The following is a 23622-nucleotide window of genomic DNA, read 5'->3' as shown; positions in this document are numbered from 1 at the left end:
AGGAAAACCCCCCCCCCCCCCCCCCCCCTCCCCCCCCCCCCCCCCCCCCCCCCCCCCCTCCCCCCCCCCCCCCGCCCCCCCCCCCCCCCCCCCCCCCCCCCCCCCCCCCCCCCCCCCCCCCCCCCCCCCCCCCCCCCCCCCCCCCCCCCCCCCCCGCCTCCCCCCCCCCCCCCCCCCCCCCCCCCCCCCCCCCCCCCCCGCCGGGGGTCACCTGCCGGGGCCCCGGACGCCCACGGCGCCGGTCTCCCCGCCGTCGTGCTCGTCGTCGTGATCGTCCCCGGTCTCGTCCAGGTCCTCGTCGTCCACGAACTCGATGTCGTCGTCCTCGGCGTCCGGGTCGGTGTCGTCGTGGTCGTCGTCCTCGTCGTCGAAGACCGCGCTGACGTCGAACCTGCACACCACCGCCTGCGGATCGATGTGCTCGAAGGGGGCCTCCAGCCATTCCCCGGCCTCCGGGGGCTCCTCGGCCGCGGTGACCCAGAGCGTGGAGTCGCCCTCCTCCAGGCCGAACTCCTTGTGCCGGGAGGCGATCTCGTCGGGTTCGAACTCGCCGAACAGCAGGCTGAGCGCGCCGGGCACGGTGCCCGCGGCGTCCTCGTCCAGGCCGGCGGGGTCCTCGAAGTCGTCCGCGGCCTCGACCCGCTCGGCCTGGGCCAGCAGCCGCTGGGGCTCCGCCACGGTGTAGTCGCGGCGGATCAGCACGCTGATCGCGTGGGGTTCCTCGGGTCCCGCGTACGGGGGCAGCGTCTCCTCGGCGCCGGGGATCTCGAAGGGAGTGACCTCGTCGTAGCGGTCGTAGAGCAGTTCGTCGTACACCTCGGCGGCCGCGGCCAGCTGGTTGAACGCCTCGAATACGGCCGGGTCGTCGTCTCCTGACCTGCGTTCGACCGCCGCCAGGTGACGGTCGAGCGCGGTCTTGATCGCCTCGGCGGCGGCGCGTACCTCGGCAGCGGTGGGCTGCGCAGCATCAGACATAGTGCAGACGCTATCCGTACCGGGCACCAGCCCGCACAATAGATGCGATGCCGGAATACGAATTTGTCGACGTGTACGTGCCTCGCGGGGTGTCCCGCAAGGAGACCACACGTCTGCTGACGGACCATGCCGAGTACGGACACTGGGAGTTGGACCGCCTGAGCCTGCTGCGCGACGGCAGCCGCAAGGTGCGGTTGCGGCGGCGGATCATCCGCCAGGTGCGGGCCACCTGGTGAGACGGGATCGCTGAAGGCGACGGGGCGCGAAAGACGCGGAGCGGGCCCGCCGGTCTGGCCGGGCCCGCTCCCGTTCACCGTCCGTCGCGCGGTGATCGCCCGCGGCCAGGGCCTCTCGTCTGGATCTTGCCGGGCTCGCGGGCCCTGGCACGGCGCCCTGATCCGGCCTGATCCGAACGGAAGACCCTAGGCCCTGGCGCGTGCCTTGCGGTAGAGCATGGCGCCCGCGATCAGCGCGCCCGCGCCGGCCGGCAGTGCCAGGCCCAGCGGCAGGTCACTGCCGGTGTGCGCGAGCTGTCCCGTGGTCAGGGACGCCGAGGGGCCCTGCGGAACGTGCACCTGGTGGGCGGGCGGGGTGCCCGGCCGGCCCGGCGTACCCGGCTGGGACGGCTTGCCCGGCTGGTTCGGCGTACCCGGCTGGGACGGCTTGCCCGGCTGACCGGGGTGACTCGGGTGACCGGGATGGCCAGGGTGACTCGGGTGGCCAGGGTGACCGGGGTGACCGGGGTGGCTCGGCGGGCTGGGGTTGCCGCCGCCCGGTGGACGCCCGTGCGTCCCGCCGCTGTTGGCGCAGTCGTTGCCCGTGGCGGGGTTGCCCACGCCGACGACGTCGACGCTGTTGCCGCACACGTTCACCGGGACGTCGATCGGCACCTGGACGGTGTTGCCCGAGCCCACGCCCGGCGAGCCGGAGGTGTGGCCGCCGGCGCCCGAGCCTCCGGAGCCGCCGTGGCCCTGACCGCCGTGGCCGCCGCCGGAGTTGACGCAGGCGTTGCCCGCCGCCGGGTTGAGGAGCCCGACGACATTGACGGTGTTGCCGCACACGTTCACCGGCACGTGCACCGGCGCCTGCACGGTATTGCCCGACAGGACGCCGGGTGAACCGGTGGCGGCGCCGGACGCGCCCGCGTCCGCGTGTGCCATACCGGTCGCGGCGGCGAATACCCCGGTCGCCGCCGCCATGGTCATCAGACCCTTACGGGTTCCTTGTCGCATTGCTGCGTACCCCCCTGCCTTCGCTTGCCTTCACTGTCTGGAAAAGGCCGGTCGGCCTCGGAGCGCGTGGCGCGCGCTCCGAGGCCGACGGCTGGTAGAAGACGCCCCTCGGGGTGGAAAGACCCCACGGGGAACCGGCGTCAGCTGTTGACGCAGGTGTTGCCGAAGGCGGGGTTCAGGAGCCCGATCACGTTGATCGTGTCGCCGCACACGTTCACCGGAACGTGCACGGGCACCTGGATGACGTTGCCGGAGACGACACCCGGAGAGTGCAGGGCGGCACCCTGAGCACCGGAGTCGGCGACGGCCAGGCCCGCGCCCGCGAGAACCAGCCCACCGGTGGCAGCCGCGGCAGCGACGACCTTCTTGATCATTATTCCTCCTCGTTGGCAATGCGGCCCCAAGGTGCGGGGTCGCATCACCTGTAACGAGGAGGGAGTAATGGAGCTACGAGCTTATGGTCGCATTCACCCTTCTCAGTCGATCTCGAACGGGCGGCCGAAACCATGAGGGCCCGGCTCGAACGCCCGGCGGCCGCTCAGGAGGCGTCGATGAACCGGTCGAGCACCCGCACGCCGAACTGGAGGCCGTCCACCGGCACCCGCTCGTCCACACCGTGGAACATGCCGGCGAAGTCCAGCTCCGGCGGCAGCTTCAGCGGGGCGAAGCCGAAGCCGCGGATGCCCAGGTCGTCGAAGGACTTGGCGTCGGTGCCGCCGGAGAGCATGTACGGGATCGCCTTCGCGATGGGGTCCTCGGCGAGCAGCGCGGACTGCATGGCCTCGACCAGCGCCCCGTCGAAGCTGGTCTCGACCGCCTTGTCGGCGTGCACGTCCTCGCGGCGCACATGCGGTCCGAGCAGCCGGTCGAGGTCGCCGAGGAACTCCTCCTCGTATCCGGGCAGGAAGCGGCCGTCGATGTGCGCGGTGGCCTCGCCGGGGATGACGTTGACCTTGTAACCGGCGTTCAGCTGGGTCGGGTTGGCGGTGTTGCTCAGGGTCGCGCCGATCAGCTTGGCGATGCCGCCGAGCTTGGCGATGGTGGCCTCCATGTCCTCGGGGTCCAGCTCGGTGCCGAGCGCGTCGCCCAGCTCGTCGAGGAACGCACGGGTGGTCTTGGTGACGCGCACCGGGAACTTGTGCCGGCCGACGCGGGCGACCGCCTCGGACAGCTCGGTGATGGCGTTGTCCCGGTGGATCATGGAGCCGTGCCCGGCGGTGCCGGCCACGGTGAGCTTCATCCAGTGCATGCCCTTCTCGGCCGTCTGGATCAGATAGAGCCGCCGCTGCTCGTTCACGGTGAAGGAGAAGCCGCCGACCTCGCTGATCGCCTCGGTGACGCCCTCGAACAGCTCGGGGTGGTGGTCGACCAGGTGGCGGGCGCCGAAGGTGCCGCCCGCCTCCTCGTCGGCGAGGAACGCGACGACGATGTCGCGCGGGGGCCGCCGTCCGCTGCGCAGCCGGTCGCGCACCACCGCGAGGGTCATGGCGTCCATGTCCTTCATGTCGACCGCCCCGCGTCCCCATACGCATCCGTCGGCGATCTCGCCGGAGAAGGGGTGGTGGGTCCAGTCGCCGGCGTTGGCCGGTACGACGTCCAGGTGGCCGTGGATGAGCAGGGCGGGCCGGGAGGGGTCCTCCCCCTCGATGCGGGCCACGGTGGAGGCGCGGCCGGGGTGGGACTCGTAGATCTTCGGCTCCAGGCCGACCTCCGCCAGCTTCTCGGCGACCCACTCGGCGGCCTGGCGCTCGCCGGGCCCGGAGTGGTCGCCGTAGTTGCTGGTGTCGAACCGGATCAGGTCGCGGCAGAGGTCCACGACCTCGTCCTCACCGGTGACGCCCTGGGCCGTGTCCTTCTCGCTCACGCTGCTTCCTCCCGCTTACCTGCTGGTGGGTCCCCCTCATCCTCTCTCCGGGCCGGGGCCGGGCCCAAGACCGGTCCCGGCCCGTCACACGCCGTTCACGCCCGCCCGCCGCGGACCGGGGGGTGATCAGCCACCCCGGAAAGCCTGGTAATGTTTTCCCTGTCGCCGCGAGGGAAACCCCGCCGAGGGAGAACCGCGCACGACAGACACCTTGTCCGGGTGGCGGAATGGCAGACGCGCTAGCTTGAGGTGCTAGTGCCCTTTATCGGGCGTGGGGGTTCAAGTCCCCCCTCGGACACCAGCGAAAACCCCAGGTTACCTGGGGTTTTTCTGTTTTCTCGGGGTCGGGACGGCCGGCGTCCGGAGGTGAGCGGTCAGAGGGAGGGCTCGCGGGATCATCGCCCGGCACTCCTTGCGGCTCGCACAGGCGGCGGACGCGCCCGGCCGCGACCGGTACGGCAGCACCGCTCACCGACCGTCACCGTGCACGGCGCCCCTCCGTCATGCACTGCGCCCTCCCGCATGCACGGCCTCTACGCGGGGCCGGCCGACGGGCCGGAGGAATGGAACGTGAGGTTCGTGAAGGTGTGCCCCTGGATCACCGGGCCGTGCTGTGTGCCGCCGGTGATGCTGTTGTGCACCGCGCCCGGCAGTCCGGTCCGGACGAGCGGGGCGAACTCCTCCACCAGGAGGCGGAGTTCAGCCGCCGCGTCGGGGTTCTGCTCCAGCAGGCGGCGCAGCCGGAGCCGTACCGACGCCGTCAGGTCGGAGGTGAGGTCCTGTTCGTCGGCGGTTCCCGCGGCCGTGACCAGGGCGGCGCGGGACTCCTCCAGTTCCCCGGCCACCGCGTCGGCCTCGCCGCCGCGCGCGAAGATCCGGACCAGGCGCCGCTTCGCCTGCTCCCACGCCTCGGTCGCCATGAGGCCGACGACCGTCGTCGCGCCGGTTCCGACCAGTGTCACCAGTTCCGCTTCCATGGAGCCCCCTCGTACGCGTCCTGTGGCCGGTTCGCCCAGGGGCGTCCACGATATGCCTCGCGGAACCGCGGCTGCCACGGGCGAGCGGCCTCGGAACAGCCGGTCAGGGGTAGTACGTTGACACTTCCGGCAGACGAGACGGCGGAGGGCATCGGGGTGGACGACGAGCGCGAGGCGGGGGCGGCGGCCACGCACAACTCCGTCTCGGGGAATGCGGTGATCACCGGGCCGCTCGTGATGGCGGGCCGGGTGGAATCACTGGTCATGGCGCCCGCTCCGCCGAGCGTGGCGCCGCGACAGATCCCCCCGGCCTCCTCGTCCTTCGTCAACCGGACGAAGGAGATCGACCGCCTGCGATCAGTCGCGGACGCCCTGCGGGACTCGCCGGTGCCGGGGATCGTCGTCCTGTCCGGGCTCTCCGGGGTGGGCAAGACGCAGCTGGTGGCGCAGTGGGTGGCACGGGCACTCGAACCGTCGTACCCCGGCGGCCACCTCTACGTCGATCTGGAAGAGGGCAGACGGGACGGCGCCGTCGACGTGAGTGGCGTGCTGGCCGGTTTCCTGCGCTCTCTCGGGGTGCACCCCGAGTTCATCCCGGCGAGCCTGGGCGAGCGCACCGCCCTGTTCCGCAGTGTCACCTCCGGACGGCACACCCTCGTGGTCGTCGACAACGCCCGGCAGGCGGCGGAGGTCCGCCCGCTGGTCCCGGCCTCCGGTCTGCTCGTGGCCATCAGCCGGACCGGTCTGCCCGCGCTGACCATGGACGGCGCGGTGGCCATCGGCGTGGAACCGCTCGACGAACGGGCCGGGGTCGAGCTCGTGCACAGCTGGCGCGTCCCGGACGCGGACGACGCGGCGCGCACCCTGGTCCGGCGGTGCAGCGGTCTGCCGCTGGCGCTTCGCGCGGTCGGTGAATGGCTGGCGCGGCGCCCGCAGTTGGGGCTGGCCGATGCGGTACGGGCCCTGGACTCCACCGGATTACCGGCTCCACAGGACGGGACGGCATCGGTGACCACGGTCCTGGACATGGCCTACGCGGGCCTTTCCGGCCACGCCCGGCGGTTGTACCTGCTTCTGGGCTGTCTGCCGTGTACGTCCGTCACGGCCGGTCTCGCGGCCGCGGCGGGCGTGCCGGACGTCGAGGACGCGGTCGGTGAGCTGCTCACGGACCATCTGCTGGTCGTCGTCCGCTCCGGTGACCGGCCGCGCCGCTTCCGCCCGCACGAGGTGGTGCGGGCGCACGCCCGGCAGAAGGCGAGCGGCCTTCCCGCGCCGGAGCGCCGCGCCGTGCTGCGGTCCGCGGCCGAGTTCTACGTGGCGGCCGCGGCCCATGCCGACATGCTGGTGCTCGGTGCCGGGCGCTTCCGGCTCCAGCCGCCGCCGGCCCGCTCGCTGGCGGAACTCTCGCCGGGAGAGCGGCTGTTCACCGACAGCGCGGAAGCGCTGGAGTGGCTGGATGCCGAGCGGGGCAACCTGCTGGCCCTGCTGCGCGCCGCGGCGGACGAGGAGTGGGACGAGCCGGTGTGGCAGTTGTGCGAGTCCCTGTGGGCGCTGTACCACAGCCGCAAGCACCATCTGGACTCCATCGAGGCGCATGCGGCGGGGATCGAGGCGGCCCGGCGCTGCGGGCGGGTGGATGCCGAAGTCCGCATGCGCAATCAACTGGCGCGTGCTCACTACGAGTTGGGGGCGCACGACGAGGCCGGTCGCGAACTGGACCGTGCGGCGGCGCTGCTCGGCCGGGTCGAGGACGCCCGGCTGAGCGGCATGATCCATGAGACGCAGGGGCTCGTCGCCCTGGCGGCCGGACAGCCCGAGGTCGCCTCTGCCCTGTTCGGCCGGGCGCTGGAGGCCAACGCGTCCCGTGCCGACACGCACGGAATCGTGGTGCAGTCGTACAACGTCGGACAGGCGCTCGTCGCCGCCGGGCGGGCGCAGGACGCGCTGGCGGTGCTGGACGAGGCCAGGGCGGTGGCCGTCGACAGCCAGGACGTCTCGATGCTGCCCCGCATCGACATCGTCCGGGCCAGGGCCCTGCGGGGGCTGGACAGGCTGATGGCGGCGGCCGAGGCGGCGATGTGCGCGGCGGAGCGGGCGAGCGAGCGCAAGCAGTACGCCAAGCTCGACCAGGCGCTGGCGGTGCTGTCCGCACTGGCCGCCGACACCAGCGACATGACGCTCCGCGCCGCCTGTGAGGCGAAGCTGCGTGAACTGCACAGGGGTGTGGGAGTGCCGTCCGAAGACGACTGAGCCGATCGACGCGACCGGGCGGCCGACCGGGCGGGCCGTTCGTACCGGCCCATGAGACCGACCGCCCCCGCGTACCGCTTCCGACCCCTGTCATCCGAGCCCCGGAGGGACCGTTGCCCCTGATGCGTCGCTCGCGCAAGCCACGCGGCCACTCGCGTTGGAACACCTGGCCGCCGCCCAAGGCGGAGGTGCTGGGGGTGGCCCGCACCCTGACCTCGGCGACCCGTGTGCTCGACGTCATGGACCTGCTGCGCGTCGAGGACGGCATCGCCAAGTACTACACGGTCAATCCCGGTTCCGCCTTCGCGGACGGTCTGCACGAGTATCTGGCGTCCGTGGTCGGTCAGAACGTGCTGACCTGGGAGGAGGCCACGCGTCGCTCCTTCCATCTGGCGGTCGCCTGTGCCGTGCATCCGTCGATGCGCCGACTGGACGCTCCCCTGATGGTGATGCCGCACGGCGCCGGCTACAACCGCCTGGTCAGCGAGTCGACCGGGGACGCCACATCGCCCGCGGGCCTGTCCCGCAGGGAGCTGGTGCACCGCGGCAGGGTGGTGCCCGCCGCGATCGGTCTGTCGCACCACGACCAGCTCGCCAGGTTGTTCAGGACCTGCCCGGAGGCCGTGCCGCGGGCGGAGGTGATCGGCGACTGGTGCTTCCAGCGGATCAAGGACAGCGAGGGACAGCGCGACTGGTACCGCGCGCGGCTGGGGGTGGCCGACGGGCGCCGTCTGGTGGTGATCCACTCCACCTGGAGCGAGCACTCGCTGCTGGGGCGGCACCCGCGGCTGCCGCTCGACCTGGTCACCGCCCTGCCCGCCGACGAGTTCGCGGTGGCGGCCGTCTTCCACCCCAATGTGTGGGCCAGGCACTCCTGGTCGTCGGTGCTGGAGCGGCTGCGCAAGCCCATGGAGGCGGGACTGATGGTGGTGCCTCCCCAGGAGGGGTGGCGGGCGGCGGTCGTGGCCAGCGACTGGGTCATCGGCGATCACGGCAGCACCACCTTCTACTCCGCCGCCGCCGAGCGCGTCACGCTCCTCGCCGCCGACGGGATCGAGGAACTGGACCCCGCCTCGCCGGCCGCGGCGTTCGGGCGGACCGCGCCCAGGCTCGATCCCGAGGGCGATCTGCACGCACAGCTGCTGAGGGCCGAACGGGAGTACGACCCGGACGTGCTGCGGCCCGTCGTCGACAGCCAGCTCGCGGACATCGACAAGTCCGGGGAGCTGACCCGGCGCCGGATGTACGAGTTCCTGGCGCACCGTGGTGTCCGGCTGCCCCGGCAGCCGCCCGAGCCGCGACCGGTCCCGGACCCGGAGCCGGAGCGGCACCGCCCGCCCACCGCGTACGAGGCGACCGGGGCCGTGCGGCCCGACGGCTCGGTCGAGGTGCGGCGCTGGCCCTTGGTCGCGGGCCGCCAGGGGCGGGAGCGCGGGTTCTACGCCGTGGCCGCGGAGTCGCCCCACCCGCTGTGGTCGCAGAGCGCCGACGTGGTCGCGCGCACCGTCGCCGTCGCGGAGCCGGCACCGGCCGAGTGGTGCCTGCGCGAGGCGCCGGAACGGCCCGGCGCCGCGGTGCTGGTCGCGCGTATCGACGAGACGTCCGCCGTCGTGTGGCTGCGGGGCATCCTGTTCGAGGCCCGCACGGTCCGTGCCTGGGGTGCGCCGCAACCGGGACTGGACCCCCTGCTGCTGGGCGCGGCCGTCAATCTGTGGCTGACGCAGGGCAGGAGCGGCGCGGAACTCGTCAACGGGATGGTGGTGCGTACCGGTCGGCGCAGCATCCGGGTGGCCTTCACGCGACCCGTCGGCGAAGAGTCCTGGATCTCCCCGAAGGGCGGTTCGTCCCTAGACTTGGAGGGTGGCTCGGGCCAATGACGAGATCGAGGCGGTGCTCAGGGAGTACGCCGATCTCATCGCGATCACCGGAGGCGACGCGTTCAGGGCGCGTGCCTACGAGAAGGCGGCGCGTGCTCTCGGGGGGTATCCGGCCGATGTCTCGAAGCTGGACGAGGAGGGACTGCGGGAGATCCCGAACGTGGGGCGGTCGATCGCCGAGAAGGTGATCGAGTACCTGCGTACCGGGAAGATGGCGGCCGTCGAGGAGCGGCGGGCCCGGATCCCCGCCGGGGTGCGGGAGCTGATCACCATCCCGACGCTCGGCCCGAAGAAGGCGCTGCGGCTGTACGAGGACCTGCACATCTCCTCGGTGAGCGAGTTGGCCGCGGCGATCGAGGCGGACCGGCTGGCCGATCTCAAGGGGTTCGGGGAGAAGACGCAGGCCAACATCCGGCACGGGATCGAGCTGTTGCGGCAGGCGGGGGCGCGGGTACCGCTGCCGCTCGCGCTGGACACCGCCGAGGAGATCGTGGCCGCGCTGGGGGAGGTGGCCGGGTGCCGGCGGTGCGGGTACGCGGGGTCGCTGCGGCGGATGCGGGAGACCGTCGGGGATCTGGACATCCTGGTGGCGGCGGAGAAGTCGGCGCCGTTCATGGCCGCGCTGTGCGAGCTGCCGGGCACGGCCGAGGTGATCGCGCGGGGCACGAAGAAGACGTCCGTGCGGACCGGCAAGGGACTCCAGGTGGATCTGCGGGTGCTGCCGCCGCGGTCGTGGGGGGCCGGGCTCCAGTACTTCACGGGTTCCAGGGCGCACAACATCCGTACCCGCACGATCGCCGTGCACCGGGGGCTGAAGCTGTCGGAGTACGGCGTGTTCGACACGGAGAGCGGGGAGTCGGTGGCCTCGCGCACCGAGGAGGAGGTGTACGCGCGGCTCGGGCTGCCCTGGATCCCGCCGACGCTGCGGGAGGACCGCGGGGAGATCGAGGCGGCGCTGCGCGGGGAGCTGCCGCGGGTGGTGACCGAGCGGGACATCCGGGGCGACCTGCACACCCATACGGATCTCACGGACGGTCTCGCGTCCCTGGACGCCATGGTGGAGGCGGCGGCGGGGCGCGGGTACGCGTACTACGCGGTGACCGATCACGCGCCGGACCTGTCCATGCAGAGGATGACGGACGAGAAGGTCCTCGCCCAGCGGGAGCGGCTGCGGGAGCAGGACGGGGCGCACCGCCGGATGCGGCTGCTGCACGGTACGGAGCTGAACATCGGGCCGGACGGCGGCCTTGACTGGCCGGACGCGTTCCTGGCCGGCTTCGATCTGTGCGTGGCCTCGCTGCACTCGCACTTCGACCTGGGGCGGAAGGCGATGACCCGGCGGCTGGTGCGGGCGGTGGAGAACCCGTACGTGAACGTCCTCGGGCATCCCACCACCCGGCTGATCGGCCGCCGGGCGGGGGTGGACGCGGACTGGGACGAGGTGTTCGCGGCCTGCGCGCGCACGGGGACGGCGCTGGAGGTGAACGCCCAGCCGGACCGGCTGGACCTCGGGGACGAGGACATCCTGCGGGCGCGGGCGCACGGGGTGCGGTTCGCGGTGAACACGGACGCGCACTCGGTGCCGCAGCTGGCGCAGCTGCGGTACGGCATCGGCACCGCCCAGCGCGGCTGGCTGACCCCGGACGAGGTGATCAACACCTGGCCGCTGACCCGGCTGCGGCGGTTTCTGCGCAAGGGCGGCCGCTGAGTCTCGGGGAGCGGTTCGAAGGTCTTAGCCGTGCGCGGGTGCCAGGTGGTCCGTGAACCAGTCGCGGGCCAGGTCGGTCACCCGTTCCAGCGTGCCCGGTTCCTCGAAGAGGTGGGTGGCGCCGGGGACGGTCTCCAGCCGGTTCTCGCAGCGCAGCCGGGCCTGCGCCGCCCGGTTGAGGTCGAGGACCAGCGGGTCGGCGCCACCCACGATCAGCAGGGTGGGCGCGGAGACCTCGGGCAGCCGGGGTCCGGCCAGATCGGGGCGGCCGCCGCGGGAGACGACGGCGGCGGGGCGCTCCTCGGCCGCGGCCCACAGGGCGGCGGCCGCGCCGGTGCTGGCGCCGAAGTAGCCGACGGGGAGGCCGGAGGTCGCGGGCTCCGCGCGCAGCCAGCGGGTGGCGGCGAGCAGCCGGCCGGCCAGCAGCGGGATGTCGAACACGTTGTCCCTGTCCCGTGCTTCCGCCTCGGTGAGCAGGTCGAACAGCAGGGTGCCGAGCCCGGCGCGGTGCAGGCCCTCGGCGACGTGCCGGTTGCGGGGGCTGTGCCGGCTGCTGCCGCTGCCGTGCGCGAAGGCGACGACACCGGTGGCGCCCTCGGGCACGGTCAGGTCGCCGTCCAGCCGTACGGCACCGGCCGGCACGGTCACCTCGCGTGTGGCACCGGCGGGTTCGGGCGCCTCCGGTCCGGGGTTCGTACGGCGCCGCCCTGCCCGGCGCAGACATGCCGTGACCTCCGCGTCCTCGGTCTGCGCGAAGTCGTCGTAGAACTGTCCGACGGCGGCGAAGTCGAAGGGGGTGTGCAGGCTGACCAGGTCGTCGGCGTCGCCGCCGAGGCGGTCAGCGAAGTCGCGGGGGGCGACCGGGACCGCGAGCACGACGCGGGCGGCGCCGCGGGCGCGGGCGACCCGGCAGGCGGCGCGGGCGGTGGAACCGGTGGCCACTCCGTCGTCCACGACCACGGCGGTGCGGCCCGCGAGCGGGACGGCGGGGCATGCGCCCCGGTAGCGTTCGGCGCGCTCGGCGAGCACCCGGCGCTCACGCGCCTCGACCCGCGCGAGTTCCTCGTCGCCCACGCCGGTGCCGCGCAGCACGTCCGCGTTGAGCACCCGTACGCCGTCCTCGCCGATCGCGCCCATCGCCAGCTCGGGCTGGTACGGCACCCCGAGCTTGCGCACGAGACACACGTCCAGCGGGGCGTCCAGGGCCGCGGCGACCTCGGCGGCCACCGGTACTCCCCCACGCGGCAGTCCCAGCACCACCACGTCCCGGCCGCGCAGGTGCTCCAGGCGGGCGCCGAGCCTGCGCCCCGCCTCCAGCCGGTCGGGGAACCGCACGGCGCGACCTCACTCCCCCGGCAGCCAGAGCGGTGCGGGATTCTCGTCGTCGGCCGCGCCCAGCGCCCGCATGTCGCCGTTGGCGGCGCGCACCAGCAGCCGGCCCATGGCGATCAGGGCGCGTCCGGCGGCGAGTTCGTCGCCGATCTCGGGGATGTCGCGGTCGTAGGGACTGCGGCGGGCCTCGGCGTGGCTCTCCAGGACGTTGTCCCCGGTGTCCAGGACGATCCGGGCCGTGGTGTCCGGGTCGTGCTCGGACAGGTACAGGTTCAGCCGCCACTCCTTGACGGCCGGCGGATGGTGGCTGCTCACGGGTCGGGTCATCGTCCGTCCCTCCTCCTCGCGGCACGGGCCCTCGGGCGCGCCGGGCCGGACGTCCGCCGTGGGTCCGCCCGTCCGCGCTGCGCGGTCCGCCCGCTCTCCACTGTGCACCCGCCCGGCGGCGGACGCCTCCCCTGCCCCGGACCCGGCACAATGGGGCGCATGACCACGCGCCCCACCTGCCCCTGCGGACTGCCGCAGTCCTACGATGCCTGCTGCGGCCGTTTCCACTCGGGCGCGGCGAACGCGCCGACCGCCGAGCTGCTGATGCGCTCGCGGTACTGCGCCTTCGTCAAGGGCGACACGGGGTACCTGCTGCGCACCTGGCATCCGCGGACCCGGCCCGAGCGGCTCGACCTCGATCCCCGGATGCGCTGGACCGGCCTGGAGATCCTCGACGGCACCGACGGTTCCGCCTTCCACCCCACCGGGACGGTGACCTTCCGCGCCTCCTACCGGGGCGGTTCCCTGCACGAACGCAGCCGCTTCGAGCGGGTGGCCGGGGCGTGGGTGTACGTGGACGGGGACTTCCTGGAGTAGGTCCCCGCGCCGGCCCGGTCAGGGCGCCAGGATGTCCAGTTCCTGGAGGGCGCCCACGGTGATCTGCCGGGTGAGTTCCTCGGCACGGGCCGCGTCGCGGGCGCGTACCGCCTCGGCGACTCGGACGTGCAGGGTGACGGCCGCCGGGTCGGGGTCCTCGAACATGACCTCGTGCTGGGTGCGGCCGGTCAGCACCTCGGCCACGACGTCGCCGAGGCGGGCGAACATCTCGTTGCCGGAGGCGGTGAGGATGATCCGGTGGAAGGCGACGTCGTGGAACAGGTACTCCCCCAGCCGGTGGCCGCGGGAGTGGGCGACCATGCCGAGCGCGCACTCGGTGAGTTCGGCGCACTGCTCGGCGGTGGCGTGCCGGGCCGCGAGCGCGGCGGCGGCCGGTTCGATCGCGGAGCGCAGCACGGTGAGCGAGCGGAGCTGGTGGGGGCGGTCGGCGCCGGCCAGCCGCCAGCGGATGACCTGCGGATCGTAGACGTTCCACTCGCACCTGGGGCGGACGGTGACGCCCACCCGGCGGCGGGACTCCACCAGGTGCATGGATTCCAGGACCCGCACCGCCTCGCGCATCACGGAGCGTGAGACCTCGAAGTGCTGGGCGAGTTCGTCGGTGCGCAGGATGCTGCCCGGCGGGTACTCGCCCGCGGTGATCGCGGGGCCGAGGGAGTCCAGTACGCGGCCGTGCAGCCCCCGGCCCGGTGTGCTCATGCACTCAGCGTACGGCGTGGGTCACGGAAACAAAAAGTCAGACTTATATGTCACAGTCTCTTGAATTCGTCGTACCTAATGGGTTTCAGTGTGGCGACGCCGTCGTGGCGTCGGATGTCGAGGAAGACAGCGAGGCAGTACATGCGAACCCCCCAGGTCGTCGTCGTGATGGGCGTCGCGGGGACGGGCAAGACCACGATCGGTCCCCTGCTCGCCGCGCGGCTGGGCGTCCCGTACGCCGAGGGCGACGACTTCCACCCCAAGGCCAACATCGACAAGATGACGGCCGGTATCCCGCTGGACGACGGTGACCGCGGGCCCTGGCTGGACGCCATCGGCCACTGGGCGCACGGGCGGGCGGGGCTCGGCGGGGTGGTCAGCAGTTCGGCGCTGAAGCGGGCGTACCGGGACCGGCTGCGGGCGGTGGCGCCCGGAGTGGTCTTCGTGCACCTGACGGGCGACCGGAAGCTGATCGAGGACCGGATGGCACGGCGGCAGGGCCACTTCATGCCGACCGCGCTGCTGGACTCGCAGTTCGCCACGCTGGAGCCCCTCGGGCCGGACGAGGCCGGCGTCGCCGTGGATGTCGGCGGCGAACCCGAGGAGATCGCCGAACGCGCCGTACAGGCGCTGGACCGGCTGTCCACCGCATCCGCGCAGCAGTAGCGTCCCTCCCCAACTCCCCGTAACCGCAAGGGAACCCCCGTGACCAGACTCAGCGTCGAGATGCTGGCAGCGGACACTCCTCCGCCGATCTCCACCGCAGGACACGCCCAGCTGGGCATCGCCGTCCTGGTGGGCATAGCGGTGATCGTCCTGCTCATCACCAAGTTCAAGCTGCATGCCTTCCTGGCGCTGACCATCGGGTCGCTGGCGCTCGGCGCGGCCGCCGGCGCGCCCCTGGACAAGGTGCTCACGAGCTTCACCACCGGGCTCGGCGCCACGGTCGCGAGCGTCGGTGTGCTGATCGCGCTGGGCGCCACGCTCGGCAAACTGCTCGCCGACTCCGGGGGCGCGGACCAGATCGTGGACACGATCCTGGCCAGGGCCGGGGGCCGGGCGATGCCGTGGGCGATGGTGCTGATCGCCTCCGTGATCGGGCTGCCGATCTTCTTCGAGGTCGGCATCGTGCTGCTCATCCCGGTGGTGCTGATGGTCGCCAAGCGCGGCAACTACTCCCTGATGCGCATCGGCATCCCGGCGCTCGCCGGTCTGTCCGTGATGCACGGCCTGATCCCGCCGCACCCCGGCCCGCTGGTCGCGATCTCCGCGCTGCACGCCAACCTGGGCGTGACGCTGGCGTTCGGCATCCTGGTGGCGATCCCGACGGTGATCGTCGGCGGTCCGCTGTTCTCGAAGGTCGCGGCCCGCTGGGTGGACGTCCCGGCGCCGGAGCGGATGCTGCCGCAGCGGCCCTCGCAGGAGCTGACGCGCCGGCCGAGCTTCGCCGCGACGCTGGTCACCATCCTGCTGCCGGTGGCGCTGATGCTGCTCAAGGCCCTGGTGGACATCGTCGTCGACGACCCCGCGAACACCACGCAGCGCGCCTTCGACGTCATCGGCGCCCCGCTGATCGCCCTGCTCGCCGCCGTGATCGTCGGCTTCTTCACGCTGGGCCGGCCCGCCGGGTTCAGCAAGGAGCGACTCCAGGCGACGGTGGAGAAGGGTCTGATGCCCATCGCGGGCATCCTGCTGATCGTGGGCGCGGGCGGCGGCTTCAAGCAGACGCTGATCGACTGCGGTGTCGGCCAGATGATCCTGGACGTGTCCAAGAGCTGGTCGATCCCGGCGGTGCTGCTGGCCTGGCTGATCGCCGTGGTGATCCGGCTCGCGACCGGCTCGGCGACGGTGGCGACGGTCTCGGCGGCCGGTCTGGTCGCCCCGCTCGCGGCCGACATGTCGACCGCGCACACCGCGCTGCTGGTCCTGGCGATCGGCGCCGGCTCGCTGTTCTTCAGCTTCGTCAACGACGCCGGCTTCTGGCTGGTGAAGGAGTACTTCGGACTCACCGTCGGCCAGACCGTCAAGACGTGGTCGATCATGGAGACGATCCTGTCGGTGGTCGGCGGCGCGCTGGTGCTGCTGCTGTCGCTGGTGGTGTAGCGACACCGGTACGAGGACGACGGCCCGCCCCCTTCCGTGGGGGCGGGCCTTTCCGTGGGTCTTTCCGTGGGCCGGGGTGTTCAATCGTGCGGGCGCCACAGAGAGTGCTGCCGTTTCGCCCACTCCCGGCTGACCGTCCCGGTGCGCAGCCCCTTGCGTGCCTCCGGGTCGCCCAGTGCCATGCCGATGTGGCCGGCGAGGACGACCGCGATGGTGAGGGCGAGCCAGTCGTGCACGAAGGTGGCGGAGGTGCGCCAGACCAGCGGGGCGAGGTGGGTGAACCACATGAGCAGGCCGGTGCCGAGCATGACCAGGGTCGCCCCGGCGATCCAGGCGGCGTAGATCTTCTGCCCGGCGTTGAACTTGCCCGCCGGGCGCGCCTCGTGGCGCCGGTCGCGGCTCAGCGCGGCCCACAGCCAGACCTTGTCGTGCGGGCCGAACCGGTTCAGGAAGCGCAGGTCGGCGCGGAAGGCGCGGGAGGCCAGGCCCAGCAGGACGGGGACGGGCAGGGCGAGCCCGGCGCACTCGTGGACGCGGACGACCAGTTCGCGGCGGCCGACCAGGACGGCGAGCTGGGGGATGTAGAGGACGGCCGCGGTCAGCACGCAGACGCCCATCAGCGCGCCCGTGGCCCGGTGCACCCAGCGTTCGGCACGGGAGAAGCGGCGGATCCGGGCGGCGGGGCGGGCCGGGGTGTCAGCTCGTAGGCTCATCGGTGCGTCCGTTCGAACGGCCGACCCAGGCGTCGACGTCGTAGCCCAGGTTCTCCCAGTAGCCCGGCTCGACGCGGTCGGTGACGGTGATGCCGGAGAGCCACTTGGCGGACTTGTAGAAGTACATGGGCGCGACGTAGAGGCGGACGGGACCGCCGTGGTCGTGGCCGATGTCCTTGTTCTGCATGCGCAGGGCGACCAGGACGTCCGGGCGGCGGGCCTGGTCCAGGGTGAGGCTCTCGGTGTAGGTGCCGTCGAAGCAGGTGAAGCGGATCGCCCTGGCGGTGGGGCGGACCCCGGCGGCGTCGAGCAGGTCGGCGAGGCGTACGCCCTCGAAGGGGGTGCCGGGCACCCGCCAGCCGGTGACGCACTGGACGTCCCTGACCAGTCTGGTCTGCGGGAGGGCGCGCAGGTCGGCCAGGTTGTAGGCGCGCGGGCGGTCGACCAGGCCGCCGACGGTCAGGCGGTAGTCCGTGGCGTTCTTGTGCGGGACGGAGGCGGCGACCGAGTAGTAGCGGAAGCCGCCGCCGTTGGGCAGCAGACCGGTCAGGCCCGTCGGGTCGTTGCCGGCGAGGCTCTCCAGGGCGCGTTGCAGGGTGGGCGCGGCGAGCACGCCCAGGGCGCCCAGGCCGAGGGTGCCGAGGAAGACACGGCGGCCGACGGGGGTGCCGTCCCGCTCCTCGGGGGGTTCGGGGTTCACCTCCTCATTCGAACACCCGGAACGCGGGGTGACCAGGGAGGCGGGGCGTCGGTCAGGGATTCGTAAGGACTGCGGGGGCGGCCCCGAAGGAGCCGCGCGGAGGCCGTCAGGAGGGCGGGGCCAGGGCGTCGGCGAGGGCGTGGGCGCGCGCCGCGCGGAAGGCGGTCCAGGGGTCGCGGTGCGGGTAGTACCAGGGTGCTCGGGTGGCGTGGGCGCCGATGCGCCGGAAGAGGACGGCGGCCTCGGCGGGGCGGTCCGCGCAGGAGAGCGCGAACGCGAGGTGGTTGAGGTCGACGTGCCGGCGCGGGTGTTCGTCGTGCTCCCACTCCAGCCACCAGTCGAAGCCGGCCCGCAGCATCCGGTGGGCGCGCGGCCCGGACCAGTGCGCCGAGGCGGCGGGGTCGGCCGGGGCGAGCCCGGTGGCGGCGAGCACCCGGTAGCGCTCGGCGAGGGCGACGACCGGCAGGACGGCCAGCGGGGAGTCGGCGGGGGCCTCGGCGGCGGCCAGCTCGGCGAGGTCGTACACCTCGTGGGAGTCGTACCGCCCGCCCGAGGGCCGTTCGGCGAGGCGGGCGACGAGGAGATGGTGGGCGTGGTGGTGCTCGGGGTGGCGGCGGCGCACCTCGGCGAACACGTCGAAGACCTCGCGCTCGGGCCCGAGGGTGCGGGCGAGGCGGAGCAGGCCGAGCCAGGGGGTGGGATCGGCGGGGGCGAGCGTGGCGGCGCGCCCGCATGCCGCGCGGGCCCGTTCGGGGTCCTCCCGGCCGCGCAGGGCGCGCCGGACGCGGGCGAGGGCGAGCAGCGCGGCGGCGTCCGGGGAGCCGGGTTCGGCCTGGAGCCAGTCGAAGGCCCAGGCGGCGGCGTACGGCTCGCGGGCGAGCACGGTCAGCCGGTGGCCCCTGCGGTCCCAGTCCTCGCCGGTGTGCAGCAGCAGGGAGCGGGCGGCCTGGCGGCGGCCCTGGACCAACGCGGCGCGGGCGGTGCGCAGTTCGGTGTCACCGAGGGCGTCGTCGTAGCCGCCGGGGAGGTCCGGGGCGGTGGCGCCGGAGGGGTGCGTGCGGGTCCGGCGCACGACGAGCGGGGGCGGGAGTGGTGACACCGCGGGACTTCCTGTTTCTCGGGCTGCCATCGGCCGATCACACACAGCAAACCCGCAGGCCACGGTTTGCGTCAAGCGGAACGCTGATGTTAATGGGTTCAACTACCTTTCTCCGCACTGGAATTGGGGTATAGGCGCGTATACGTGACCGTCTGGAGCCGCCACCCGGAACCGGCGCGGGGCACGCCGCTGTGGCGTACGCCATGCCGTCACGCCGGGGCGTGTGGCGTACACCATGGCGCCCCGCGCTCCCGGCGCCGACCATGGCGGGGCAACCGCCCCTTTCCGGGTTCTTCCGGGGCAATGCCGCGCCGGGGGCGCTACAGTCGGCCACTACGCGTCCGTGGTCCGGCCGGATGATCGAGGTACGCAGCGTGTCGGTTCTGGTTCTCCTCCTCGCCGTGAGCGCGGCCTGCTGTCTGGGCCTCGGCTTCGTGCTCCAGCAGAACGCCGCCCAACAGGCACCGCTGAGCGACTTCCTGTCGTTCCGGCTGCTGCTGGACCTGATGCGGGTGCCGCGCTGGCTGGGCGGTCTCGGGCTGATGGTGGCCGGCATGGTGCTGGGCGCGGTGGCCCTCGGCAAGGGTGAGATCTCGCTGGTGGAGCCGCTGCTGGCGACCAATCTGCTGTTCGCGCTCGCGCTCTCCCGGTACCAGACCAGACAGCCGCTGGGGCGCCAGGGTTGGGCGGGGCTGCTGCTGCTCGCGGGCGGGGTGAGCGCGTTCATCACGGCGGGTGAACCGCGGGCCGGCCACGCCATCGCCGATCCGCTGCGGCACTGGCTGATCATCGGCGCGGTGGTGGGCGTGGCCCTGGCGCTGACGACGTACGCCAAACGCTCCCGGCTGAGCTGGTCCGCGGCGCTGCTGGCCCTGGCCGCGGGGCTGCTGTACGGGGTGCAGGACGCGCTGACGCGGGTGAGCGGCACCCTCTTCTCCGACGGCGGCTTCGCCGGACTGTTCACCAGCTGGCAGCCGTACGGCGTGTTCGCGTGCGGGGTCACCGGGCTGGTGCTGGTGCAGAGCGCCTTCGAGACGGCGCCGCTGCGGATGTCGCTGCCCGCGCTCACCGCGGCCGAGCCGCTCGCCGGGATCCTGTGCGGGGTGGGCTTCCTCGGCGACCGGCTGCGCACCGACACCGGGGCCCTGACCTGGGAGGCAGCCGGGCTCGCGGCCGTGGTCGCGGGCATCGTGCTGCTCGGCATGCACCCCGCCATGCCCTGCGGCACCACAGAATCCGAACCCCCGGCCCACGAACTCCAGCGCCACTGAGGCCTCCGGCGGTATCGGGGGGTTCGGTACCGGGGGCTCCAGCGGCACTGAAGCACCGGCGAGCCGGGGGCTTGCGCCGAGCCGGGGGCTTGCTCGGTGCCGGGGGTCTTCGGCGAACGGGGTGCCTCCGCCATAGCGTCAGCATCCGGCGGTACCGGGGGGGCATCCGCCGGACCGGGACGGCCTCCGCTCCGGGGGGGACTTCGCCGAACCGGGGGGCTTACCCCGAGCCGGGGGCTTGCGCGGCGCCAGGGGCTCACGCGATGCCGGGGGGCCTTCGCCGAACCGGGGGCCTCCGCCATAGCGTCAGTATCCGGCGGTACCGGAGGCTTCCGCGGAGCCGGGACGGCCTCCGCTCTTGGGGTCTCCGCCACACCGGGGGCCCATGAGTCGGGGGCCTCCCCCGAGCCGGCCACCCTCACCGCAGCGGCAACGTCCGCCGCACCGGGGCCTCTACCGTTCTCGAGGCTTCCACCTAGCCACGGCGGCCTCCGCTCCGGAGGTCTCCACCACACCGGGGCTCCCGAGCCGGGGGCCTCCCCCACGCTGACGGCCTTCACCGTAGCGGCAGCGCCCGCCGCACGGGGGCCTCCACCACGCCGGGGCCTCCACCACGCCAGGGGCAGCCTCCACACCGGAGCTCTCCGCTGAACCGGGGGTCCCGCACCCGAGCCGACGGCCCTCACCGTAGCGGCAACGTCCGCCGCGCCGGGCCTTCCTCCGGCGGTACCGGGAACATCCGCCGAGCCGGGGCGGCCCCCGCTCCGGGGGGCTCCGCCGCACCGGGGGACCTCCCCGAGCGGGGCTTCCCCGAGCCGACGGCCCTCACCGTAGTGGCAGCGCCCGCCGGGCCGGGCCCCCGCCGCGCGGGGCCTTCACCGCGCCAGCGGCTGCCTCCGCGCCAGGGGCGTTCGCCCGGCGGGGGCGGTCACCCTGCCGATGGTGCCTCCCTGCCAGGCAGCGCGCCCCGTCGCACCGCGCGGCCCTTCAAGCCCCGCTCCCCAGCCGCCCCCGTGCTTGGATTGGGGCATGAATCCTGCTGACGAGATTCTCGACATCGTCGACGAACACGACCGCGTCGTCGGGCAGTTGCCGCGTGGTGAGGTGTACGGGCGCGGGCTGCGGCACCGCTGTGTCTTCGTCCAGGCCAGGGACGCGGCCGGGCGGATCTTCGTGCACCGGCGTACCGCGACCAAGCTGGTCTTCCCCTCGCTGTACGACCCGTTCGTCGGCGGGGTCGTGGGCGCGGGCGAGTCCTACGACGAGGCGGCGCTGCGGGAGGCCGAGGAGGAGCTGGGCGTGTCCGGGCTGCCCCGGCCGACGCACCTGTTCACGTTCCTCTACGACGACGGCGCCGGGAAGTCCTGGTGGTCGGCGGTGTACGAGGTGCGCTGCGAACCGCCCGTGCGCCCGCAGGCGGAGGAGGTCCAGTGGCACGCCTTCCTCACCGACGCGGAGGTCGAGGCGCGCCTCGGCGAGTGGGAATGGGTGCCGGACGGCCTGGCCGCGTACCGGAGACTCGCGGAGTTCCGCGCCGGGATCTGAAGCCCGCACCCGGCCCCCTCCCCCGTGGCGCCCGTCACGTTTCCGGCCCGGTTCGCCGTACGCACTGGACGGCATACCGACCGGTCGGCATCATGAGTCGGGTCCGTACACACCCACGGCCCACGACCCGTTCGAGGAGTGACCCATGAGCGCCGACCACCCGCCCGGACTCGACCTGGACCGGCTGCGCGCCCTGGTGGAACGCGAGCGCCCCGGACTGGTGCGGGGGCCGCTCTCCGGACGGCTGATCGAGGGCGGCCGGTCGAACCTCACCTACACGGTGACCGACGGCACCTCGAAGTGGGTGGTCCGCCGCCCGCCGCTCGGCCATGTCCTCGCCACCGCGCACGACATGAAGCGCGAGCACCGGGTGATCAGCGCCCTGCACCCCACCTCCGTGCCGGTCCCCGCGCCGGTGCTGCTGTGCGAGGACGAGGAGGTGCTCGGTGCGCCGTTCTACATGATGGAGTTCGTGGCGGGCACGCCGTACCGCACCCGCGCGCAGTTCGCCCCGCTCGGCGAGGAGCGGGTGCGCAGCGCGGTGCTGTCGCTGGTGGACACGCTGGTCGAGCTGCACGCGGTGGACCCCGCCGGGGTGGGCCTCGGCGACTTCGGCCGCCCGGAGGGCTATCTGGACCGGCAACTGCGCCGCTGGGGCAAGCAGCTGGACGCCTCCCGCAGCCGCGAACTGCCCGGCATCGACGAACTCCACGCCGAACTGGGCCGCCGGCTCCCCGCCTCGCCCGCCGCCACCGTCGTACACGGCGACTACCGGCTGGACAACGTGCTGATCGGGGCCGACGACACGATCACCGCGGTCCTGGACTGGGAGATGTCCACCCTCGGCGACCCGCTGACCGACCTCGGCCTGCTGGTGATGTACAGCCGCACCCTGGACGTCCCGGACTCGCCCGTGTCCACGACCGCCGAGGCGCCGGGGCACCCCGCGCCCGAGGAGCTGATCGAGCGGTACGCGGCACGCTCCGGGCGGGACGTGACGGCCGTCTCCTGGTACGAGGCGTTCGCGTTCTTCAAGCTCGCCGTGATCCTGGAGGGCATCCACTACCGCTTCACGCTGGGCCAGACGGTCGGGCGCGGTTTCGACCGGATCGGCGAGCTGGTGCCCGTCTTCATCGACCACGGACTGACCACTCTTCAGGAAGGCTGATCCGCCATGGACTTCGCGTTCGACGCGCGCACCGAGGAGATGCGGGCCAGGCTGCTCGCCTTCATGGACGAGTACGTCTACCCGGCCGAGCCGGTCGCCGAGGAGCAGCGGGCCGCGCTCGCCTCGCCGTGGGACACCCCGGCGGTGATGGAGGAGCTGAAGACCGAGGCCCGCAGGCAGGGGCTGTGGAACCTGTTCCTGCCCGACGCGGAGTACGGCGCGGGCCTGACGAACCTCCAGTACGCGCCGCTCGCCGAGATCACCGGCCGGTCCCCGCACCTGGCGCCCACCGCGACCAACTGCGCGGCGCCCGACACCGGGAACATGGAGGTGCTGGCGCAGTTCGGCGACGAGGCGCAGAAGAAGCAGTGGCTGGAGCCGCTGCTCGCCGGTGAGATCCGGTCCGCGTTCGCGATGACCGAGCCCGAGGTGGCCTCCTCGGACGCCACCAACATCACCACCCTCATCGAGCGGGACGGCGACGAGTACGTCATCACCGGCCGCAAGTGGTACATCTCCGGGGCGATGAACCCGGACTGCAGGATCTTCATCGTGATGGGCAAGACGGACCCGGAGGGCGCGGACATCCGCCGCCAGCAGTCCATGGTCCTGGTCCCGCGCGACACGCCCGGTGTGACCGTCAAGCGGGCCATGCGGGTCTTCGGTTACGAGGATCACTCGCACGGCGGCCACGCCGAGGTGGTCTTCGACCGGGTGCGGGTGCCGGTCACCCATCTGATCGGCGAGGAGGGCGGCGGCTTCGCCATCGCGCAGGCCCGGCTCGGCCCCGGCCGGATCCACCACTGCATGCGGCTGATCGGCATGGCCGAGCGGGCGATCGAGCTGATGTGCCGGCGCGCGGTCTCCCGTACGGCCTTCGGCAAGCCGCTGGCCCAGCAGGGCGTGGTGCAGAACTGGATCGCCGACGCGCGGGTGACGGTCGAGCAGCTGCGGCTGCTGGTGCTGAAGACGGCCTGGCTGATGGACACCGTCGGCAACCGGGGCGCGCACACCGAGATCCAGGCCATCAAGATCGCCACGCCGCGCGCGGTGGTCGGCATCCTGGACCGGGCGATCCAGCTGCACGGCGCGGGCGGGGTGAGCCAGGACTTCCCGCTGGCCGATCTCTACGCCGGCGCCCGCACCCTGATGCTGGCCGACGGCCCGGACGAGGTGCACCAGCGGTCGCTGGCGCGGCGGGAGCTGAAGAAATACCTGTAGTAC

Annotated in this window: 22 protein-coding genes and 1 tRNA gene; 12 read left to right on the top strand and 11 right to left on the bottom strand. The window is 73.1% G+C overall.

Translation table 11 applies throughout. From position 1 onward, the window contains the following. Positions 1-207: 207 nt before the first annotated feature. Entirely contained in the window at positions 208-975 is a 768-nt protein-coding gene (locus tag ACZ7EC_RS30555) for a hypothetical protein (protein WP_471067728.1), read from the bottom strand. Between the two features lie 47 nt (positions 976-1022). On the opposite strand from ACZ7EC_RS30555, the gene ACZ7EC_RS30550 reads away from it, so the two are divergent. Further along, complete coding sequence (locus ACZ7EC_RS30550; RefSeq protein ID WP_028801646.1) at positions 1023-1211, top strand: DUF5703 family protein; 189 nt, start codon at positions 1023-1025, stop codon at positions 1209-1211. Positions 1212-1397: 186 nt separating this feature from the next. Here the strand turns inward: ACZ7EC_RS30550 and ACZ7EC_RS30545 are convergent, their stop codons facing one another. From ACZ7EC_RS30545 to ACZ7EC_RS30535, 3 genes are all read right to left on the bottom strand, one after another. After that, entirely contained in the window at positions 1398-2207 is an 810-nt protein-coding gene (locus ACZ7EC_RS30545; protein WP_471067725.1) for a chaplin, read from the bottom strand. 140 nt (positions 2208-2347) lie between these two features. Further along, positions 2348-2581: a chaplin ChpH gene (gene chpH / locus ACZ7EC_RS30540; protein WP_085563988.1), complete on the bottom strand. Its 234-nt coding sequence runs from the start codon at positions 2579-2581 to the stop codon at positions 2348-2350. Between the two features lie 164 nt (positions 2582-2745). Next, positions 2746-4071, bottom strand: a complete 1326-nt coding sequence (locus ACZ7EC_RS30535) for a M20/M25/M40 family metallo-hydrolase (protein WP_471067722.1) — start codon at positions 4069-4071, stop codon at positions 2746-2748. A 213-nt stretch (positions 4072-4284) separates the two neighbouring features. Between ACZ7EC_RS30535 and ACZ7EC_RS30530 the strand changes: the two genes are divergently transcribed. Beyond that, positions 4285-4372, top strand: a tRNA-Leu gene (locus ACZ7EC_RS30530). Positions 4373-4604: 232 nt separating this feature from the next. Here the strand turns inward: ACZ7EC_RS30530 and ACZ7EC_RS30525 are convergent. Beyond that, positions 4605-5048 carry a hypothetical protein gene (locus ACZ7EC_RS30525; protein WP_471067720.1) on the bottom strand — a complete coding sequence of 148 codons (444 nt, stop codon included), beginning with the start codon at positions 5046-5048 and terminating at the stop codon, positions 4605-4607. A 117-nt stretch (positions 5049-5165) separates the two neighbouring features. Here ACZ7EC_RS30525 and ACZ7EC_RS30520 point away from each other — a divergent pair, with 117 nt between their 5' ends. The 3 genes from ACZ7EC_RS30520 to polX all read left to right on the top strand — a co-directional run bounded on the left by ACZ7EC_RS30520 (position 5166) and on the right by polX (position 10883). Then, positions 5166-7298: a hypothetical protein gene (locus ACZ7EC_RS30520; protein ID WP_471067718.1), complete on the top strand. Its 2133-nt coding sequence runs from the start codon at positions 5166-5168 to the stop codon at positions 7296-7298. Between the two features lie 122 nt (positions 7299-7420). After that, positions 7421-9175 carry a hypothetical protein gene (locus ACZ7EC_RS30515; RefSeq protein WP_471067715.1) on the top strand — a complete coding sequence of 585 codons (1755 nt, stop codon included), beginning with the start codon at positions 7421-7423 and terminating at the stop codon, positions 9173-9175. Then, entirely contained in the window at positions 9159-10883 is a 1725-nt protein-coding gene (polX, locus tag ACZ7EC_RS30510) for a DNA polymerase/3'-5' exonuclease PolX (protein WP_471067713.1), read from the top strand. The genes ACZ7EC_RS30515 and polX overlap by 17 nt, the downstream gene beginning before the upstream one ends. 24 nt (positions 10884-10907) lie before the next feature. Here polX and ACZ7EC_RS30505 read toward each other — a convergent pair whose 3' ends face one another. Both ACZ7EC_RS30505 and ACZ7EC_RS30500 read right to left on the bottom strand, forming a co-directional pair. Beyond that, entirely contained in the window at positions 10908-12218 is a 1311-nt protein-coding gene (locus ACZ7EC_RS30505) for a phosphoribosyltransferase family protein (RefSeq protein ID WP_471067710.1), read from the bottom strand. Positions 12219-12227: 9 nt separating this feature from the next. Beyond that, positions 12228-12542 (bottom strand): dsRBD fold-containing protein, encoded by a 315-nt coding sequence (locus ACZ7EC_RS30500; RefSeq protein ID WP_471067707.1) that lies wholly within the window; start codon positions 12540-12542, stop codon positions 12228-12230. 159 nt (positions 12543-12701) lie between these two features. On the opposite strand from ACZ7EC_RS30500, the gene ACZ7EC_RS30495 reads away from it, so the two are divergent. Next, positions 12702-13079 carry a YchJ family protein gene (locus ACZ7EC_RS30495; protein ID WP_471067704.1) on the top strand — a complete coding sequence of 126 codons (378 nt, stop codon included), beginning with the start codon at positions 12702-12704 and terminating at the stop codon, positions 13077-13079. Between the two features lie 18 nt (positions 13080-13097). On the opposite strand, the gene ACZ7EC_RS30490 is transcribed toward ACZ7EC_RS30495, so the two are convergent. Further along, positions 13098-13799, bottom strand: coding sequence for a FadR/GntR family transcriptional regulator (locus ACZ7EC_RS30490; RefSeq protein WP_471067701.1), 702 nt, complete (start codon positions 13797-13799; stop codon positions 13098-13100). A 141-nt stretch (positions 13800-13940) separates the two neighbouring features. Here ACZ7EC_RS30490 and ACZ7EC_RS30485 point away from each other — a divergent pair, with 141 nt between their 5' ends. Next, the gene (locus ACZ7EC_RS30485) at positions 13941-14465 is read left to right on the top strand and encodes a gluconokinase (protein WP_471067699.1); all 525 of its coding nucleotides are present in this window, start codon (positions 13941-13943) and stop codon (positions 14463-14465) included. 39 nt (positions 14466-14504) lie between these two features. Continuing rightward, the gene (locus ACZ7EC_RS30480) at positions 14505-15902 is read left to right on the top strand and encodes a GntT/GntP/DsdX family permease (protein WP_471067697.1); all 1398 of its coding nucleotides are present in this window, start codon (positions 14505-14507) and stop codon (positions 15900-15902) included. A gap of 80 nt (positions 15903-15982) precedes the next feature. Here ACZ7EC_RS30480 and ACZ7EC_RS30475 read toward each other — a convergent pair whose 3' ends face one another. From ACZ7EC_RS30475 to ACZ7EC_RS30465, 3 genes are all read right to left on the bottom strand, one after another. Beyond that, complete coding sequence (locus ACZ7EC_RS30475; RefSeq protein ID WP_471067695.1) at positions 15983-16615, bottom strand: cytochrome b/b6 domain-containing protein; 633 nt, start codon at positions 16613-16615, stop codon at positions 15983-15985. Beyond that, positions 16599-17315 carry a molybdopterin-dependent oxidoreductase gene (locus tag ACZ7EC_RS30470; protein WP_471067693.1) on the bottom strand — a complete coding sequence of 239 codons (717 nt, stop codon included), beginning with the start codon at positions 17313-17315 and terminating at the stop codon, positions 16599-16601. Before ACZ7EC_RS30470 ends, ACZ7EC_RS30475 begins: the two co-directional genes overlap by 17 nt. Before the next feature lie 106 nt (positions 17316-17421). Beyond that, positions 17422-18414, bottom strand: coding sequence for a hypothetical protein (locus tag ACZ7EC_RS30465; protein ID WP_471067690.1), 993 nt, complete (start codon positions 18412-18414; stop codon positions 17422-17424). A gap of 374 nt (positions 18415-18788) precedes the next feature. On the opposite strand from ACZ7EC_RS30465, the gene ACZ7EC_RS30460 reads away from it, so the two are divergent. From ACZ7EC_RS30460 to ACZ7EC_RS30445, 4 genes are all read left to right on the top strand, one after another. After that, the gene (locus tag ACZ7EC_RS30460; protein ID WP_471067688.1) at positions 18789-19685 is read left to right on the top strand and encodes a DMT family transporter; all 897 of its coding nucleotides are present in this window, start codon (positions 18789-18791) and stop codon (positions 19683-19685) included. Between the two features lie 1029 nt (positions 19686-20714). Further along, positions 20715-21230, top strand: a complete 516-nt coding sequence (locus ACZ7EC_RS30455) for an NUDIX hydrolase (RefSeq protein WP_471067685.1) — start codon at positions 20715-20717, stop codon at positions 21228-21230. Between the two features lie 145 nt (positions 21231-21375). After that, positions 21376-22398: a phosphotransferase family protein gene (locus tag ACZ7EC_RS30450; RefSeq protein WP_471067682.1), complete on the top strand. Its 1023-nt coding sequence runs from the start codon at positions 21376-21378 to the stop codon at positions 22396-22398. 6 nt (positions 22399-22404) lie between these two features. Beyond that, positions 22405-23619, top strand: a complete 1215-nt coding sequence (locus tag ACZ7EC_RS30445; RefSeq protein WP_471067680.1) for an acyl-CoA dehydrogenase family protein — start codon at positions 22405-22407, stop codon at positions 23617-23619. Positions 23620-23622 lie beyond the last annotated feature (3 nt).

The sequence above is a fragment of the Streptomyces sp. NPDC037203 genome (genome assembly GCF_055605065.1).
The sequence above is the reverse complement of the archived record's forward strand: the minus strand, read 5'-3'. Positions and strand labels throughout refer to the sequence as shown.

What these genes read in the sequence shown, in the direction of transcription:
- ACZ7EC_RS30555 (WP_471067728.1), bottom strand. Translation starts at nt 975, where the DNA reads ATGTCTGATGCTGCGCAGCCCACCGCTGCCGAGGTACGCGCCGCCGCC.
- ACZ7EC_RS30550 (WP_028801646.1), top strand. Translation starts at nt 1,023, where the DNA reads ATGCCGGAATACGAATTTGTCGACGTGTACGTGCCTCGCGGGGTGTCC.
- ACZ7EC_RS30545 (WP_471067725.1), bottom strand. Translation starts at nt 2,207, where the DNA reads ATGCGACAAGGAACCCGTAAGGGTCTGATGACCATGGCGGCGGCGACC.
- chpH (WP_085563988.1), bottom strand. Translation starts at nt 2,581, where the DNA reads ATGATCAAGAAGGTCGTCGCTGCCGCGGCTGCCACCGGTGGGCTGGTT.
- ACZ7EC_RS30525 (WP_471067720.1), bottom strand. Translation starts at nt 5,048, where the DNA reads ATGGAAGCGGAACTGGTGACACTGGTCGGAACCGGCGCGACGACGGTC.
- ACZ7EC_RS30515 (WP_471067715.1), top strand. Translation starts at nt 7,421, where the DNA reads ATGCGTCGCTCGCGCAAGCCACGCGGCCACTCGCGTTGGAACACCTGG.
- ACZ7EC_RS30500 (WP_471067707.1), bottom strand. Translation starts at nt 12,542, where the DNA reads ATGACCCGACCCGTGAGCAGCCACCATCCGCCGGCCGTCAAGGAGTGG.
- ACZ7EC_RS30495 (WP_471067704.1), top strand. Translation starts at nt 12,702, where the DNA reads ATGACCACGCGCCCCACCTGCCCCTGCGGACTGCCGCAGTCCTACGAT.
- ACZ7EC_RS30490 (WP_471067701.1), bottom strand. Translation starts at nt 13,799, where the DNA reads ATGAGCACACCGGGCCGGGGGCTGCACGGCCGCGTACTGGACTCCCTC.
- ACZ7EC_RS30485 (WP_471067699.1), top strand. Translation starts at nt 13,941, where the DNA reads ATGCGAACCCCCCAGGTCGTCGTCGTGATGGGCGTCGCGGGGACGGGC.
- ACZ7EC_RS30475 (WP_471067695.1), bottom strand. Translation starts at nt 16,615, where the DNA reads ATGAGCCTACGAGCTGACACCCCGGCCCGCCCCGCCGCCCGGATCCGC.
- ACZ7EC_RS30455 (WP_471067685.1), top strand. Translation starts at nt 20,715, where the DNA reads ATGAATCCTGCTGACGAGATTCTCGACATCGTCGACGAACACGACCGC.
- ACZ7EC_RS30450 (WP_471067682.1), top strand. Translation starts at nt 21,376, where the DNA reads ATGAGCGCCGACCACCCGCCCGGACTCGACCTGGACCGGCTGCGCGCC.
- ACZ7EC_RS30445 (WP_471067680.1), top strand. Translation starts at nt 22,405, where the DNA reads ATGGACTTCGCGTTCGACGCGCGCACCGAGGAGATGCGGGCCAGGCTG.